The sequence below is a fragment of the Litoribaculum gwangyangense genome, assembly GCF_039543505.1.
Taxonomy (GTDB): Bacteria; Bacteroidota; Bacteroidia; order Flavobacteriales; family Flavobacteriaceae; genus Litoribaculum; species Litoribaculum gwangyangense.
Map to the genome: position 1 here is coordinate 328924 of NZ_BAABJW010000001.1, position 17152 is coordinate 346075.

The 17152-nt window shown below is 34.5% G+C and carries 11 protein-coding genes; 8 read left to right on the plus strand and 3 right to left on the minus strand.

Annotation, left to right across the window (positions count from 1 at the left end):
• The first annotated feature begins 98 nt into the window (after nt 1-98).
• Complete coding sequence (locus ABD963_RS01395; protein WP_345275148.1) at nt 99-1016, plus strand: LysR family transcriptional regulator; 918 nt, start codon at nt 99-101, stop codon at nt 1014-1016.
• Between the two features lie 92 nt (nt 1017-1108).
• Here ABD963_RS01395 and ABD963_RS01400 read toward each other — a convergent pair whose 3' ends face one another.
• The gene (locus ABD963_RS01400; protein ID WP_345275149.1) at nt 1109-4009 is read right to left on the minus strand and encodes a TonB-dependent receptor; all 2901 of its coding nucleotides are present in this window, start codon (nt 4007-4009) and stop codon (nt 1109-1111) included.
• Nucleotides 4010-4269: 260 nt separating this feature from the next.
• Between ABD963_RS01400 and aspS the strand changes: the two genes are divergently transcribed.
• From aspS to ABD963_RS01415, 3 genes are read left to right on the plus strand one after another with little or no spacing between them, the layout of a single operon-like run.
• Nucleotides 4270-6024: an aspartate--tRNA ligase gene (gene aspS / locus ABD963_RS01405; protein WP_345275150.1), complete on the plus strand. Its 1755-nt coding sequence runs from the start codon at nt 4270-4272 to the stop codon at nt 6022-6024.
• A 55-nt stretch (nt 6025-6079) separates the two neighbouring features.
• The gene (locus ABD963_RS01410) at nt 6080-7867 is read left to right on the plus strand and encodes a chloride channel protein (RefSeq protein ID WP_345275151.1); all 1788 of its coding nucleotides are present in this window, start codon (nt 6080-6082) and stop codon (nt 7865-7867) included.
• Nucleotides 7868-7904: 37 nt separating this feature from the next.
• Nucleotides 7905-8141 carry a hypothetical protein gene (locus tag ABD963_RS01415; protein ID WP_345275152.1) on the plus strand — a complete coding sequence of 79 codons (237 nt, stop codon included), beginning with the start codon at nt 7905-7907 and terminating at the stop codon, nt 8139-8141.
• Here ABD963_RS01415 and ABD963_RS01420 read toward each other — a convergent pair.
• Nucleotides 8138-8587, minus strand: coding sequence for a nucleoside deaminase (locus tag ABD963_RS01420; protein WP_345275153.1), 450 nt, complete (start codon nt 8585-8587; stop codon nt 8138-8140). The two genes, ABD963_RS01415 and ABD963_RS01420, sit on opposite strands and share 4 nt — an antisense overlap.
• A 39-nt stretch (nt 8588-8626) precedes the next feature.
• Here ABD963_RS01420 and dxs point away from each other — a divergent pair, with 39 nt between their 5' ends.
• Nucleotides 8627-10384, plus strand: a complete 1758-nt coding sequence (gene dxs / locus ABD963_RS01425; protein WP_345275154.1) for a 1-deoxy-D-xylulose-5-phosphate synthase — start codon at nt 8627-8629, stop codon at nt 10382-10384.
• Between the two features lie 167 nt (nt 10385-10551).
• Nucleotides 10552-12090, plus strand: a complete 1539-nt coding sequence (locus ABD963_RS01430; protein ID WP_345275155.1) for a sugar porter family MFS transporter — start codon at nt 10552-10554, stop codon at nt 12088-12090.
• 78 nt (nt 12091-12168) lie between these two features.
• Here ABD963_RS01430 and dgt read toward each other — a convergent pair whose 3' ends face one another.
• Nucleotides 12169-13509: a dGTP triphosphohydrolase gene (gene dgt, locus ABD963_RS01435; RefSeq protein WP_345275156.1), complete on the minus strand. Its 1341-nt coding sequence runs from the start codon at nt 13507-13509 to the stop codon at nt 12169-12171.
• A gap of 161 nt (nt 13510-13670) precedes the next feature.
• Here dgt and ABD963_RS01440 point away from each other — a divergent pair, with 161 nt between their 5' ends.
• Both ABD963_RS01440 and ABD963_RS01445 read left to right on the plus strand, forming a co-directional pair.
• Nucleotides 13671-14057 carry a carboxypeptidase-like regulatory domain-containing protein gene (locus ABD963_RS01440; RefSeq protein WP_345275157.1) on the plus strand — a complete coding sequence of 129 codons (387 nt, stop codon included), beginning with the start codon at nt 13671-13673 and terminating at the stop codon, nt 14055-14057.
• A gap of 252 nt (nt 14058-14309) precedes the next feature.
• Nucleotides 14310-17120: a TonB-dependent receptor gene (locus tag ABD963_RS01445; RefSeq protein WP_345275158.1), complete on the plus strand. Its 2811-nt coding sequence runs from the start codon at nt 14310-14312 to the stop codon at nt 17118-17120.
• Nucleotides 17121-17152 lie beyond the last annotated feature (32 nt).

The window sequence follows — 17152 nt, forward strand, 5'->3', positions numbered from 1 at the left end:
TTATTTAATTGTTAGAATTTTAAATGTTGGTGCAAATATTATATAAATAATACATAAATTTTTATTTATATTTGTTATGATATATATAAATATTATTTATGAATTATACACTGCATCAGCTTCAAATATTCTTAAAAATAGCCGAATTACAGAGTATTACGAAGGCTTCTGAAGAGTTGTATCTGACCCAGCCAGCAGTATCCATTCAACTAAAAAACTTTCAAGATCAATTTCCCATTCCTTTAACTGAAGTCATTGGAAGAAAACTTTATATCACTGAATTTGGTAAAGAAATTGCTCAAGCCGCAGAAAAAATAATAACTGAAGTATATGCCATTAATTACAAAACGCTGTCATATCAAGGGCAACTTTCTGGTAGACTAAAAATATCCATAGTCTCCACGGGGAAATATGTTATGCCTTACTTTTTATCTGGATTTACCAAGGAAAATCCTGGAGTAGAGCTCAATATTGATGTTACCAATAAAGCGAGGGTCATAGAGAGTCTTGAGCAAAACGAAGTGGATTTTGCACTTGTTTCCGTTTTGCCAGAAAAATTAAAAGTAAACTATGTCGAACTTATGCAAAACAGACTACTTTATGTGGCAAACAATGAGAATATTAGAAAAAATAATAAAAGAGATTTGTTTGAAAAGAACCCATTAATTTATCGTGAACAAGGCTCGGCCACTAGGAATGCTATGGAAAGTTTTATTTTTAAAAATAAGTTTTCGGTTCAAAAAAAAATAGAACTTACCTCCAATGAGGCCGTTAAACAAGCTGTTATTTCAGGTTTGGGTTGCTCTATTATGCCTCTTATTGGAATAAAAAATGAATTAAAAAATAATGACCTGCGAATTATACCTATAAAAGGACTTCCCATCATAACTACTTGGAATTTAGTATGGCTTCAATCAAAAAAATTATCGCCTGCTGCAACGGCATATTTAGAATTTATAGATGCAAAAAAGAAGGATATCATTAAAACTCAATTTTCCTGGATTAACAATTATTAGTTTCTAAAGTACTTATTTTGTTATGAAATAAATGAAAACTAAAAGCCCCAACAATTGTTGGGGCTTTTATATCAAAGATTATTAATTTTATGTTATTTCAGTTTAAAGCTTAATCTAGCAAAAAGGAATCTACCGCCAATACCAAATTGTTGAGAACGTCTAGACCAATCAAAACGACCATCACTTCGATTTGCTTCAATAGTTCTATCTGGATATACATCCAATAAATTATTGGCTCCTACAGTTAATGTTAAACTTTCTGACGCTTTATAACCAAATGATAAGTCGGTTACTAATTTCGACCCGTAAGTCTGTTGATTGGCCACAGTAGGAGTAGCCTCAGAGACTTCTCCAAACCAAACATTTCTAAGGAATACATTCCAATTTCCTGTTGTGAAATTATTGGTCAAATTTACTTTCGATCTGGGCACGGCTTGCTCTAAATAGATTCTACTATCTTCGGGGAAATAGGTGCCTACTTTTCCGGCTCTTTCTAATAAATCTGATGCTTTTACATCGCCAACCCGTTTTGTTTTAGAGAATGTTCCTGCTAAATCCGATTTTAATTGCCCTTTAGTACCTACATTGGTTTTATGAGTCAATACAATATCCAACCCTTTAGACTCAGTATCTATAGCATTTGCAAAAAATGAAGCTGCAGATGCGTTAGCTTGTGATAGTAAATTAAAAAGTTCTAATTGAACTCCTGAATAAACTGGAGGTACGCCTCCTGTTCCTGTTCCAGGATCTGGAGTTGGTGCAAATTGGCCTGTATAAACCACTCGGTCATCAATAGCTACAAAAAATCCATCAACCGTAACGGTTAAATTAGCGTCAGGCATTTTTGCAGTAAAACCTAAACTAACACTTCGAGAAGTCTCTTGCTTTAACTCAGGAATTCCTAGAAGTTTTGCTGCTCTACTATCGTTAGAGAAGGTTCCTACTTCAACTGGTATGCCGTCTTGAAAAATAGTTGACGTAGAATTAAAGTTTAACTGGTGTAATGAGGGTGCTCTAAACCCTGTATTTAACGCGGCCCTAATGTTTACATTGTCACTGGCTTTTAATCGAGTTGCTAATTTGAAATTTATTGTTGATCCGAAATCTGAATAGTTTTCAAAACGTGTAGCAAAACTGGCTAAGAAGGTTTCAGAAAAATCGGCCTCTAAATCGAAGTACCCAGCAATACTGCTGCGATCTCTTGACAACTCATTTGCTGGACTAAATCCTGGAAATACTTGAGAACCTCCTGGTCTTGAACGACCAAAGAAATCGGCTGAAGGATTTTGAGTTGGCAATGTGATTAATTCTCCTGCCTGAGTATACTGACCATAAGACTCTTCTTCTCCTGCTATAATTTCATAATTTTCTAAACGGTATTCGGCTCCAAAAGCAACGTTTAATCCATTTAAAATATCATCATAAAATTGATTGATATCTAAGTTTACCGTATTCTGAGCAAAATTAAATCCACCTGCATCAAAAGTAGTTGGAGATGCGTTTTGTAAGGACGCGTTGAACGTGTTTCCGATAGTATATAAAAATTCATTTTTACCCCATGTGTTGCTTAAATCAATATTCCACCCATTTACGACTCCTTTTATACCGACAGCCATAGATTGATCAGTAATAGTTGAATTAATTTCGGGTAAAAAACCATTAATGTATGCCGGTGTGTAAGTTCGTTCTTGATTCGGTAATCTGTAAAATCCTGCTGAGTTACCTTTTCTAGAACTTACCCCTGCAAAAGAATATAATTCAGTACCATTATCATCTAATGGAATAGACATGTTGGCAAAAAAACGACCACCTCGTACTTGAGATTGGCCAACACGCATATTGAAATCGCTTCTGGTCAAACCTCTAGCTGCCAATTCTGCAGCGGTATTGTCAGCTCTCAATATTGGTTGTAAATCTGCTTTGGTGCTCGCACCACCTAAAGCTATCCCAGCAGTATTAGCATATTGTATCACATCCGTTACATCATCATCCAGTAATTGGGATAAATCATAGCCATCAGCATTCGCAAAGCGCTCAACAGTGTTATATAAATTAAAAACAGTGCCTTCCCATTCCTTCATTCTGCTGTAATCTTCTCTAAAATCAAAATCACCCGTAAAGTTTATATATCCTCCTTTATCTCCCAAAGCTAATCCATAATTAGCGCTAATATTTACTGTTTCTCCATCAACACCACCCGTTTGACCGTTGGCATTTTCAGAAAAATGTCCTCCTGTCGTCATGTTCAAGGTCAATTCGTTTACATTATCATTTAAAACAATATTAATAACACCAGCTATGGCATCAGATCCGTATTGAGCAGCTGCCCCATCACGTAAAACTTCCAAACGTTGAATAGCTCCTGAGGGTATCGCGTTTAAATCTGTTCCAACACTACCTCTACCAAAGGTTCCATTTACATTAACCAAAGATGAATTATGCCGTCTTTTTCCGTTTATCAAGACCAATACCTGATCTGGACCTAAACCTCTTAAAGAAGCAGGATCAATATGATCGGTTCCATCAGAAATGGTTTGCGTGTTTGAAGTAAATGAAGGCGCCACAAAATTTAAAATTTGATTTAAATTTACCTGCGGTCCAGCCGAAGTTAATTCTGAAATATCAATAACATCAACTGGCACAGGTGTGTCTATTGCAGTTCTACTTGGATTTCTAGATCCAATTAAGACCACCTCATCCAATGCCACTCCCGCTTTTAATAAAACATTTATAGTTTTACTTGTTACTGTTATTTGTTGAGTATCATAACCTACATATGAAAACACTAAAATGTCCCCATTGTTGGCGTTTATAGAGTACTTTCCATCAAAGTCTGTTGTAGTTCCTATAGTCGTGCCTTTCACAATAACGGACACCCCAGGTAATGGCCCAGATTCATCAGTTACCGTGCCGGAAACCTCTTGAGCCATTATATTTATTGACCCTAAGAACATCAAAATTGAAAAAAAATGAATAGATAATTGTTTAGTCATAATTATATTTTTTTGAGTTAGTTAAAGCTAATATATGTATTTTTTTTTGTTAAAACACTTGTTATTATGGCAAATACTCAAAAAAAAGTATTCATATTTAACAGATATTTAATTTTATTGTTAAATAATTAAAAATTCAACCAAGATTTTACATTTGATAATGATCTGATATTTTTAACGTTCAAACCATATGCAAAAAATGTATTAAAAAATTTGAGCTATATTCTATTTCCTTAAATTTGCAACTCAATTAAACAACAATGTACAGAAGTCATAACTGTGGTGAGTTAAGAGCATCACACATTAATACTGAGGTTACCTTAGCGGGTTGGGTTCAAAAATCAAGAGATAAAGGATTTATTGTTTGGGTAGATTTGCGTGACCGTTATGGCATCACACAATTGGTTTTTGACGAAGAGCGTACCTCAAAAACCTTGATAGCGCAAGCCCAAAATTTAGGAAGAGAGTTTGTAATTCAAGTAAAGGGAACAGTTATAGAACGTGCTTCAAAAAACACAAATATTCCAACCGGCGATATTGAAATATTGGTTTCAGAATTAACTGTTTTAAATGAAGCCTTATTACCCCCTTTTACTATAGAAGATAAAACCGATGGTGGTGAGGAGTTACGTATGAAATATCGCTATCTTGATATTCGTCGAAATCCAGTAAAAAAAAGCTTGATTTTTAGGCATAAAGTTACCCAAGAAGTAAGGAACTATTTATCAAAAGAAGGTTTTATTGAAGTGGAAACACCTTATTTGATAAAATCAACTCCGGAGGGCGCACGCGATTTTGTGGTCCCTTCCCGAATGAATGCCGGTCAATTTTATGCACTTCCACAATCTCCACAAACCTTTAAGCAATTGCTTATGGTTGGTGGTATGGATAAATATTTCCAAATTGTAAAATGTTTTAGAGACGAAGATTTACGTGCTGATAGGCAACCAGAATTCACACAAATAGATTGTGAAATGGCGTTTATTGAGCAAGAAGATATTTTAAATGCTTTTGAAGGTTTAACACGTCACTTATTAAAAGAAGTGGTTGGTGTAGAAATCGATAAATTCCCCAGAATGCTTTACGATGACGCCATGCGTTTATATGGCAACGATAAGCCCGATATTCGTTTTGGGATGCAATTTGGAGAGTTGAATGAGATAGCCCAGCATAAAGATTTTGGTGTTTTTAATAATGCCGAGTTGGTAGTTGGAATCGCTGTTCCGGGAGGAAACAGTTATACTAGGAAAGAGATCGATAATTTAATTGATTGGATTAAGCGCCCACAAATTGGAGCTTTAGGGATGGTATATGTGCGTTGTAATGATGATGGTACCTTCAAATCTTCCGTCGATAAATTTTACGATGAAACCGATTTAGAAAAATGGGCAGAAGTTACTGGCGCTAAAGCAGGCGATTTAATTTGCGTACTTTCAGGCGACAAAAATAAAGTACGCCCACAATTAAGTGCCTTGCGTATGGAATTAGCAGAACGCTTAGGGCTTAGAAATCCAAAAGAATTTGCGCCACTTTGGGTAATGGATTTTCCACTATTAGAATGGGATGAAGATACCCAACGTTACCACGCTATGCATCACCCATTTACATCCCCAAAACCTGGTCAATTAGAATTACTTAAAACAAACCCTGGTGAGGTTAAAGCGAATGCTTATGATTTGGTATTGAATGGCAATGAAATAGGTGGTGGTTCCATTCGTATTCATGATAAAGAAACACAATCTTTAATGTTCGATTATTTGGGATTTACACCAGAGGAAGCCAAAGCTCAATTTGGATTCTTAATGGATGCCTTTCAATATGGCGCACCTCCACATGGTGGATTGGCCTTTGGTTTAGACAGACTTGTTGCTATTTTAGGAGGACAAGAAACGATAAGAGATTTTATTGCGTTTCCAAAAAACAACAATGGTCGCGATGTTATGATTGATGCACCTGCACCCATTGACGATGTTCAATTATCAGAATTGAGCTTAAAACTTAATTTAAAACCATAATATTTAAATCCTATCCCGTTTATTATCGGAACCTATTTTTTACTAGCTTTATCGAATGTCTTTCAACTCTAAAAGTCTGTTGCGTAAATTCTTAATTTGGAGATACAAGCATATTTCCGAAAGACAATTCATCTACATACTAAGTATTCTTGTAGGCTTTTTAGCTGGTATTGGAACGGTTACCCTTAAAAACTTAACGCATTATATTAGGTTACTTTTCGAATTGGATTTTTTTAATAATTATCAAAATTCATTATACTTTATTTTTCCAATAATCGGCTTGGTTCTAGTTTACATCATAAAACAATTATGGTTAAAAAAGCATATAGGGCATGGTATTTCCTCGACTTTATATGCAATATCCAAACTGAATGGCATTATTCCTAGATACAATATTTTTGCGGCTTTGATAACGGCTCCCCTTACTGTAGGTTTTGGTGGTTCTGTGGGGTTACAAGGTCCAGCGGTTAGTGTTGGTGCTGCTCTAGGCTCAAACGCTGCGCAATTATTCCATATGAATCAAAAAACAAGAATGCTTTTAATTGGTTGTGCCGCTGCTGGTGCTATGGCATCCATGTTTAAAGCACCTATTGCTGCCATTATTTTTGCTATAGAGATCTTTAGTTTAGATATAGCCTTTACTTCATTGGTTCCTTTACTCCTAGCTTCGGTTTCTGCTGTGGTAACCTCATATTTTTTCTTAGGGACAGATGTCTTGCTTCGTTTTGAGTTAACAGATAAATTCCAAATTAATGATATTTTATTTTACGCATTACTGGCAGTAGTTACTGGGTTTGCATCTGTATATTTTTCAAAAGTTTTTTTTGCTATTACAAACTTTTTTAAACGGTTTGAAAGCAGGGCAAAGAGACTTTTAATTGGGGCCATAGCCATTGGAACCATCCTTTATTTTATTCCGCCACTTTATGGTGAAGGTTATGGCATCATGAATAATTTATTGAAGGGCGACCATTTATCAGCCATTGGAATAATTCCTTTTGATTTAGACTTATCAAATATTTGGATTGTTATTGGTTTGCTTCTTGGGATTTCGGTATTCAAAGCCATCGCCATGACCACCACATTTGGAGCAGGTGGAGTCGGTGGTGTTTTCATTCCAACCCTTGTTATGGGAAGTGCTCTGGGAAATGCCTTTGCAAAAATCATTAATAACATTGGATTGGATTTTCAGGTATCCGAGTCCAATTTCACCTTAATAGGTATGACAGGTTTAATGGCTGGTGTTTTACACGCCCCATTAACTGCTATTTTCTTAATTGCTGAAATAACAGGCGGTTACGAACTATTTGTGCCGTTAATGATCGTCTCAGCCGTATCATTTGCCATTACAAAATACTATATTTCACATTCTATTTACACACTCAAACTAGCAGAACGCGGGGAATTAATGACACATGATAAGGACCAGAATGTGCTTATGGTTTTAGATGTTGATAAGGTAATTGAAACGAATTTTATTACTTTAAATCCAGAGATGAAACTTCGGGAAATCTTAAAAAATGCCGTTGCAAAATCATCGAGAAATCATTTTCCGGTGGTAGATGAAGATCAAAAATTTTTGGGCGTCATCAGGCTAGACGATATTAGGCATATTATGTTTGATTCTGACCTCTATGACAAGGTCGATGCAGCCAGTCTTATGCATGCTGATGCAGGCATTATAAATTATGAAGAAGATTCGATGCAAGACATTATGACCAAATTTAAAACCAGTGGCGCATGGAATTTACCCGTTATCAAAGAAGGTAAATACTTTGGATATATTTCAAAATCAAAATTACTAACGGCATACCGGCAGCAACTCATTAATTTTACTAAATAGTTTTATTCGATATTAAACCAGTTTGGATATATAAATTATGAAATACCTCATTTTAATATTAACTATAGCGGCAATAGCTTGTATAGCCTTAGGCTTTTTTTTAGAGATTGAATCTTCAGAAAGACTTATTGGTTTTGGCGTATTGGTTTTGTTTATAGTGGTTTTTCCTTTGTTTTCATACCATCGTTGGAAAGATAAAAACCTAAAAGACTACATGCTTACCAAAGAAAATTTGGACAAAATGCGTGAAACCCAAAAAGAAAAAAAATATTAGTTCAAGTTTCGCTTTTCAATAAAAAAACGTTTTAAAAGGGCCGAGGCTTCTTCCTCTAATATCCCTCCTTTAATTTTTGTTTTTGGATGTAATTTGGTTTTTAAATTGATGCAGCCTCGTTCCATATCTCTAGCAGCAAAAACAATATTGGAAATTTGGCTCCAATATAAAGCACCAGCACACATTTGACAGGGCTCTAGAGTAACGTACAAGGTACTTTTTTGAAGATATTTACCCCCTAAAAAATTAGAGGCAGCCGTAATAGCCTGCATTTCAGCATGAGCTGTAACATCCGTTAAGGTTTCAGTCAAATTATGCCCGCGTGCAATTATTTTATTATCTATTACAATAACGGCACCCACAGGTATTTCCCCCTTTTCAAAGGCTAACTCAGCTTCTTGCAGAGCCTTCTTCATAAAATAGATATCATCAAAAGGTTGTATCATAATAGCAAAAATACAATTTCAATCTCGTACTTTTGCTTTGTGCAAAAATCTATTTTAAATAAAATCGATTCACCTGTAGAATTACGTTTTTTAAACCAAAAAGACCTGCCTAAACTTGCAAAAGAATTACGTGAATTCATCATTAATGTGGTCGCAACCAAACAAGGTCATTTAGGTGCTAGCTTAGGTGTAGTAGAACTTACAATTGCGCTTCATTACGTGTTTAATACCCCTGAAGATGTATTGATTTGGGATGTAGGACATCAAGCCTATGGCCACAAAATATTAACGGGTAGGAGAGATATTTTTCATAGCAATCGTCAACTTCATGGAATTAGTGGCTTCCCCAAACGTGATGAAAGCGAATATGATAGTTTTGGTGTTGGGCATTCATCAACTTCAATCTCTGCAGCTTTAGGCATGGCCATTGCATCACAATTAAAAGGTGATTTTGATAAACACCATATTGCAGTCATTGGTGATGCCTCAATTGCAAGCGGAATGGCTTTTGAAGGTTTAAATCACGCGGGGGTTACCGATGCCAATTTACTCGTTATACTAAATGATAACGCTATTGGTATAGATCCTAGTGTAGGGGCCTTAAAAATGTATTTAACCAACGTAAAAAAAGGTACTCAAAAACAAGATAATATTTTTGAAGCTTTAAATTTTAATTATTCTGGACCTATTGATGGTCATGATATTCATAAAATTATTTCCGAATTAAACCGATTAAAAACCGTTAAAGGACCTAAGTTTTTGCATGTTATTACTACCAAAGGAAAAGGATTAAAACAAGCGGAAACGGACCAAGTTAAATATCATGCACCAGGAAAATTTGATGCCAGAACCGGCAATTTAGAGCCAAAATCTAAAACTAAAGAACCTCCAAAATACCAAGATGTTTTTGGCCATACTATAGTGGAACTTGCCAAAAAAAACAAATACATAGTGGGTATCACACCTGCAATGCCTACAGGGAGTTCTTTAAAATACATGATGGATGAGCTACCCAAACGTGCTTTTGATGTTGGGATTGCCGAACAGCATGCGGTTACTTTAGCTGCAGGAATGGCTACTCAAGGTTTAGTCTCCTTTTGCAATATCTATTCCACGTTTTTACAGCGCGCATACGACCAAATTGTACATGATGTGGCCTTACAAAAATTACCCGTTATTTTTTGTCTAGATCGAGCAGGTTTGGTTGGTGAAGACGGAGCGACTCATCATGGTGTTTTTGATTTGAGCTATTTAAGATGTATTCCAAATATGATCATTTTTGCACCACGAAATGAGTTAGAATTACGCAACATCATGTATACCTCTCAATTAGGTTTAGAATACCCTATTGCCATTCGCTACCCTCGTGGCAGAGGCGTGACTTTAAACTGGAAACAACCTTTTGAAACTATTGACATAGGAAAAGGGGTTCAACTAAAAAAAGGTAAGAAAACAGCTATTTTAACCATAGGAACAATTGCCAAAAATGTTAGTGAAGCTATTTCAGGTTTAAATATTTCGCATTACGATATGCGTTTTCTAAAGCCTTTGGATGAAAATTTGTTACATACCATTTTTGAAAATTATAGTACTTTAGTGACGGTTGAAGAAAATACTATTAAAGGCGGTTTTGGAAGTGCTGTTCTAGAGTTTGCTTCAGACAATAATTATAAAAACCATATAAAAAATCTTGGAATCCCTGATAGGTTTATTGAACATGGAAATGTTGATGAATTACAACAATCTATTAGTTTGGATGTTGAAAGTTTAAAAAAAGTATTTAACTCTCTCCAGTAAACATTAAAGACCATTCTAAATTAAATTCTTGTTTTAGACCATAAAAGCTTATTTCATTGAGTCAAACTAAATTTTATTAACTTTCGGAGAAAGTATCTGACTGGAAAACAATATATTCGTTTTTAATCTTTTTGATAATTACCAACTAACTAAACTTGTTCATTATTATGTCTAAAAAAATAATATTTATAGCCTTTGTAGTATCCTTAGGTGGATTCTTATTTGGCTTCGATGCAGGTATCATATCAGGTGTCATGTCTTACGCTTCTCCAGAGTTTAACTTAACCGAAGGGCAAACTGGCTGGGTTGTGAGTTCCCCTTCTTTCGCAGCAATGCTAGCCATGCTTATTTCAGGAAGGTTAAGCGATATTTTAGGTAGAAAAAAAATACTAATTATTGTAGCCTTCTTATATGCTTTTTCTGCTATAATGTCAGCTTTTGCTAACTCTTACGAAATGCTATACATTGCACGTATCATTGGTGGTTTAGCATTTGGTGCTGCACTTGTATTGGCACCTATGTACATTGCTGAAGTTTCTCCAGCAGAAAACCGAGGAAAATTGGTAGCTATACAACAATTAAACATTGTTTTTGGATTTTTTGCGGCCTTTTTGAGTAACTATCTTTTTAATAAATACAACACAGCGGACAGCACTTTTCTAACAGACGAAAATGTATGGCGTTGGATGTTGGGTGTAGAGCTCATTCCTGCTTTATTGTACTTTGGCGCATTATTTTTAGTACCTAAAAGCCCTCGCTGGTTATACTTAAAAAATGAAATTATAGAAGCAAAAATGGTTTTAAACCAAATACATGGACCTGAGCGAAGTGCATTAGAAATAAAAACCATAGAAAACGCCATTAATGCGGAAAAAAATAAAGATAAGGTGGTTATTACCGATTTACTAAAAAAGTCTTTACGTTTTATACTGATTGTAGGTTTGGTTGTAGGTGTATTACAACAAATTACGGGCATTAACGCGGTTTATTTTTATGCTACCTCTATTTTTAAGCAAACAGGAATTGGCACTGACGCATCATTTTCATCTGGGGTATTATTAAGTACTATTTCAGTTATTTTCACTGTCGTATCGATGTATTTAATTGACAGAATGGGAAGAAGACCCTTATTATTATTTGGTGCTGCAGGAATTGCAATAAGCTTATTAATGTGTGCATATAGTTTTAGTGGAGCCACTTATAAATTGACATCAGATAAAATTTCGCAACTTCAATTTGAAGAATCAAGCAAACTTATGCCCTTTTCTAATAAGGAGTATGATAATGATTTGGACTTTAAAAACGATATGAAAATGGCTTTGGGCAATCAAGTTTTTTTAAAAAATGACGGGGCCATTTTAGAGGCAGCAACCACTATGAATGCTACCTTAGTTTTAATAGGTATTTTAGGTTTTATTGCTTGTTTTGCGTTTTCTTTAGGACCAGTTATGTGGGTTTTATTATCAGAATTATTTCCAATAAAATTTAGAGGCTTAATGATTGGTTTTATAGCCTTTATTAACTCTTTTATTAGTGCCATGGTTCAACTTATTTTCCCATGGGAATTATCTGTTCTTGGCAATGCAACTACCTTTTTTATTTTCGGGATGATTGCTTTAGTTGGATTTTTTATAATGCTAAAAATTCTGCCGGAAACCAAAGGGAAATCATTAGAACAAATTGAGTTGGAATTGGTTAAAAATTAAGTTTATTAATTCACGTCATAAACTTTAATGGCGTTGAATGGTATGATTGAATTTAACTAAGTCAATAGATTGCGATTATTAAAAGCTAATTCCCTTTATCTTTTTGTACTCTAAAATGGCTTTGCTGTCGGACAGCAGGGATACATGGTAACATATGCTTGATAACCGATTGTATAAACTATCATCGTGAGCTTTAATGGTTTTTGGCAAGCCCTTTAAAATAAGTTTGTCATAATTAGAAGCCGTATTGTTGTAACAGTTGTTAATTGCTGTAGAATAGGTTTTTAATAACGTATTTAAAACACCATAGCCAGCAATTTCTTTGTCAATAACCTCGGTAGATTGGTAAATGTTTTCGATGCTTATTTTAATAATATCGTTTATTTGGGCTTCATACTTACTTTTATCCAACAAAGCGGAATCGAATTCGCCATTTAAAATGGCTTCTTCATTTTTCATGAAAATATCTACAGCTTCGTCAATTAAAGTCCCTATGGCCAAAGCCCGTAAATAGCTCACTCGGTCCTGTTTGTTTGTCAGCTCATAGTAATTTTTGGTTTTTATTTTATCCCGGACAATATTAATTAAGTATTCTAGTGCAAATTCTTCCTGTATAAGTCCCAGATTGATACCATCTTCAAAATCGATAATCGTGTAGCAAATATCATCGGCAGCTTCAACCAAATAGGCCAATGGATGACGTGAAAAACTTAAATCTTTGCTACTTCTATTCAACAAACCTAAGTCATGAGCCACCTCTTTAAAAGCGTCTTTTTCACTTTGAAAAAATCCATATTTCTTATCAGAAATGTGGTTTGTTGGTTTTTTTGGTAGCGATTCTTTAGGATATTTCATAAAGGCACCTAGAGTTGCATAACTTAACCGGAGACCGCCATGGCGTCCTGCCCTACTTTCGGTTAAAATTTTAAAACCATTCGCATTTCCTTCAAAATCACATAAATCTTGATATTCTTTAGCTGTTAATTGGTCTTTATATTTTAAACCTAAACCCGTTTTAAAGAACTCACCTATTGCCTTTTCACCCGAATGACCAAAAGGTGGGTTACCAATATCATGGGCCAAAGCTGCCGCCGCAACAATGGCTCCAAAATCGTTAGGTTGGTAGCCATGAATATTTTGTAAATGTGGGTACTTTTCTAATATTTTTTTACCAGCAAGTCTACCCAAAGAACGGCCAACAACACTAACTTCTAAACTATGTGTTAAACGTGTGTGGACAAAATCGGTTTGTGATAATGGAATCACTTGGGTTTTGTCCTGTAGGCTTCTAAATTCCGTTGAAAAAATAACACGATCGTAATCCACTTCAAAACCTAAACGAGTTTCATCTTGTTCTTTTCGTATACGTTTATGGGTATCGCCAAAGCGTTTTAAGGATAGTAATTGTTCCCAGTTCATGGTAAAAATTTATGTGTTGGCAATATAACATTTCCTGTTAAAATTTAAATGAAAAATCAGTTAACATTAACGTAACATTTTAATCATGGTTGTTTAATATTTCGGTAACATCTGGATGATATTAGAGTGGTTAATTTGCATTGTAAATAAGTTACCAAATAATGAAACAAATTATATTTTTAGTTGCCTTTTTAATATCGGCTTTCACATTTGCTCAAAATACAGGTTCGATAGTTGGTAGTGTATTGGATGTTGAAGAAAACAATACGCCTTTAACCTTAGCTAAAGTAATCCTTAAAGAAACTGGTGCTGAAGCATTAAGTGACGAAAACGGAAACTTTAAGTTTGAAAATTTAAAAGAAGGTTCTTACACTTTGGTATCAAGTTTTGTTGGTTATGAAACCAAAGCATTAGAAACTATGGTTGTCTCAAATAAAACCAATACTGTTACATTGCAATTAGGCGCGAGCACTTTGTCTTTGGATGATTTAATGTTAGCTTTCGCTAGTGAAGACAAAAAAGAAACTGCTTCGGTTACAAACAATTAAATTTTATAAAATCTATTAATTTTAAAAGCAACTTTCTGTTAAAGGAAAGTTGCTTTTTTAGTTTACAAAATAAACGTTACTTCACAAACCCCAATATTTTAGTTTCCAATGTTAACTAAATGTAATCTATCATAAAAATCACTTCAATAAGATAACATTAACCTAACACTTTTATTACTGTTCTTTAATCTTGAGGTAACACTATATTCACAATGTGGTGGTTTCTTTGCAGCAAGAAATTTAAAAAAACTAATGAAAAAATTTATACTATTATTTATACTGTTAATCACAACGTTTTCATATGCTCAGAACACAGGTTCCGTAGTTGGAAAACTAACAGATAAAGAATATAATAATGAGCCCTTAGCATTCGCTAATGTGTTAATAAAAGGTACCACAAAGGGTACCACATCAGATTTTGATGGCTTATATCAATTTGAAAATTTAGAACCAGGAACCCTTACTTTGATATTTAGTTTTGTGGGGTATGAAACTCAAGAAATAGAGGTTTCCATTGTTGCTGGAAAAGTGACTGAATTAAATGTGCCTATGGGTGCCAGTGCTGCTTCACTTGATGAGGTAGTGATCACAACCACTACCAAAAGAGAAAGCGTCACAGCATTATTATTAGAACAGAAAAAAGCATCTGAAATTCAAGTAAGTATTGGTTCGGAGGAATTATCTAATAAAGGTGTTAGTGATGCTGCCGGAGCTGTTGCCAAAATATCTGGGGTTTCTCAGCAAGAAGGCTCCAATAATGTTTACGTACGTGGTTTAGGTGATAGATATTTAAACACCACCATGAACGGTTTATCTTTGCCATCAAACAACATCAATAACAAGAATATAGATTTAAATCTTTTCTCGTCGGATGTGATTGAAAACATATCTATAAGTAAAGCCTATTCAGCTAAATTTTATGGCGATTTCTCTGCTGGTAATATAGATATCACTTCAAAAGATTACACAGGACAAGGATTCTTTGATGTTGCTTTAAGTTCTGGAGCTAATACAAGAGCAGTAGGTAAAGATTTTTTAAGAAATGAAGGCACCGGCTATATAGGTGATTATGCCAGATATCAACATAATCCATTTGCGGTGATACTTTCTCATGGTCCAGATCCTGTACAAGGTGAAACACCTATAAATATTGGCATAAGCCTTTCCGGTGGAAAATCATTCTCATTTAAAAATGATTCTCGTTTGAGTTTGTTTTTAACGGCTTCATTTGACAATAGCTTTAATTACAGAGATGGTATCGTAGCAGATTATACAGCTGGATATAATAAACTATTTCCAGATTCTGAGGAATATAACTATTCTACTACCTCAACAGCTATGGCTACTGCCATTTATAAAATAAATAATGAAAATAGATTGAAATACAATTCCTTATTTATAAATAGCTCTAACGATCAAGTTGGATTTTATGGTGTTAGTGGACAAGGTATTCTTTATGATTTCTCTGACGAACCTAGTGGTTATTTTCAAAGCAACTACCAATTTAACCAGGACATTGTTTTGGTGAATCAATTAGTTGGTGAGCATAATTTTGGTAAACTTGATTTAGACTGGGGAATAGGTTACAACCGTGTATTTGCACATGAACCAGATAGAAAGCGTTTTTCTTTGTTGAATTATGACAATTTATTAGATAACGATCCAACAACAAGCCCAAATTTTGCACAAAATAACAACTTTAATAATCAACGTTATTTTCAAAATATAGAGGATGAAGAACTAAACAGTAGATTGTCTTTAACTTACAAGGCATCCGATAACTTTAAGGTAACAGTTGGTTATGACGGGAAAAGTAGAGAAAGACTTTTTGATAACTCCAGATATGGTTACAAAAATATAGATACCAATACGTACACTATTACCGATACTCGTAATTTGAACGATTTATTTAATCTTCAAAACTTTGTTGACGGTTTATACCAAACGCATGTTTTCAATCCTATAAGTCCAGAAAACGGCATTAATCAAACAAATTTTCCCGGAAACCTAGAAAACACTTATAAAGGTATGTTGGATATTTATGCTGGATATTTATCTCTTGAAATAAATGCAGGCGATAATTGGTTATTTGTTCCTGGAGTGCGATTTGAAAACTATGATCAACGCATCGAGTATAATGCCATTAACTTGCGTCCTGACGATCCTGGCTTTGCTGAGGCCAAAGAATCCTTTGTATTACCAAGTTTAAATATTAAATACAGCTTAAATGAAGACCAAAATCTACGTTTAGCAGTTAGTAAAACCATATCATTCCCTGAGTTTAAAGAAATTGCGCCTTTTGTTTACGAAGGTATTAGCTACAGAATAGGTGGTAACCAAGATTTATTGGGGACAAATACCGGAGTTAATTTAACCGATAAAGCCTACTCCGATATTTACAACTTAGATTTAAAATATGAATGGTTTATTACCAAAGGTGAGATTTTATCAATCGGTGCTTTTGCAAAACAAATAAGCGATCCTATCAACTTGGTTCTTGCTGCAGATGCTACAGGAACACAACGTTACTTTAGAACTGGTGAAAAAGCCGAGGTTTTAGGAGTAGAGTTAGAAGCGAGAAAAAACGTGTTGATGGACGAAAATGATGATACTGTTCTTTCTGCTGGATTAAACTTTACTTACATGCATACCAAACAAGACCTTTACAGCAGTATAGAAGGTTCATATGGTACATCGTTTAATAGAGCTACTGATGAATTGGAAGGGGCGTCTCCAATTATAATAAATGCCGATCTAAGCTATAAACCTGTAATTAGCGAATCTTTCAAGCCTGCCGCGAATTTAATCTTTAACTATTCTTCAGACCGAATCTTTTCATTGGGCTCTGGTGATGTTGGAAATATTATTGAAAAAGCAGTTCCTAAGCTAGATTTCATATTAAAAAATCAAATAGGTAAAAACACAGAAATCAATCTAAGTGCTAAAAACTTATTAGATCCAAGTATTGAAACGATTAGAGAAAATACAGGAGATGGCGATGTATTACTATCCAGTTTCAAAAGAGGAATCACTTTTGGACTTCAATTCAAATACAAATTTTAACAAAACTCTTATAAACAATAAAAACTTAAAAT

What these genes read in the sequence shown, in the direction of transcription:
- ABD963_RS01395 (WP_345275148.1), top strand. Translation starts at nt 99, where the DNA reads ATGAATTATACACTGCATCAGCTTCAAATATTCTTAAAAATAGCCGAA.
- ABD963_RS01400 (WP_345275149.1), bottom strand. Translation starts at nt 4,009, where the DNA reads ATGACTAAACAATTATCTATTCATTTTTTTTCAATTTTGATGTTCTTA.
- aspS (WP_345275150.1), top strand. Translation starts at nt 4,270, where the DNA reads ATGTACAGAAGTCATAACTGTGGTGAGTTAAGAGCATCACACATTAAT.
- ABD963_RS01410 (WP_345275151.1), top strand. Translation starts at nt 6,080, where the DNA reads ATGTCTTTCAACTCTAAAAGTCTGTTGCGTAAATTCTTAATTTGGAGA.
- ABD963_RS01415 (WP_345275152.1), top strand. Translation starts at nt 7,905, where the DNA reads ATGAAATACCTCATTTTAATATTAACTATAGCGGCAATAGCTTGTATA.
- ABD963_RS01420 (WP_345275153.1), bottom strand. Translation starts at nt 8,587, where the DNA reads ATGATACAACCTTTTGATGATATCTATTTTATGAAGAAGGCTCTGCAA.
- ABD963_RS01430 (WP_345275155.1), top strand. Translation starts at nt 10,552, where the DNA reads ATGTCTAAAAAAATAATATTTATAGCCTTTGTAGTATCCTTAGGTGGA.
- dgt (WP_345275156.1), bottom strand. Translation starts at nt 13,509, where the DNA reads ATGAACTGGGAACAATTACTATCCTTAAAACGCTTTGGCGATACCCAT.
- ABD963_RS01440 (WP_345275157.1), top strand. Translation starts at nt 13,671, where the DNA reads ATGAAACAAATTATATTTTTAGTTGCCTTTTTAATATCGGCTTTCACA.
- ABD963_RS01445 (WP_345275158.1), top strand. Translation starts at nt 14,310, where the DNA reads ATGAAAAAATTTATACTATTATTTATACTGTTAATCACAACGTTTTCA.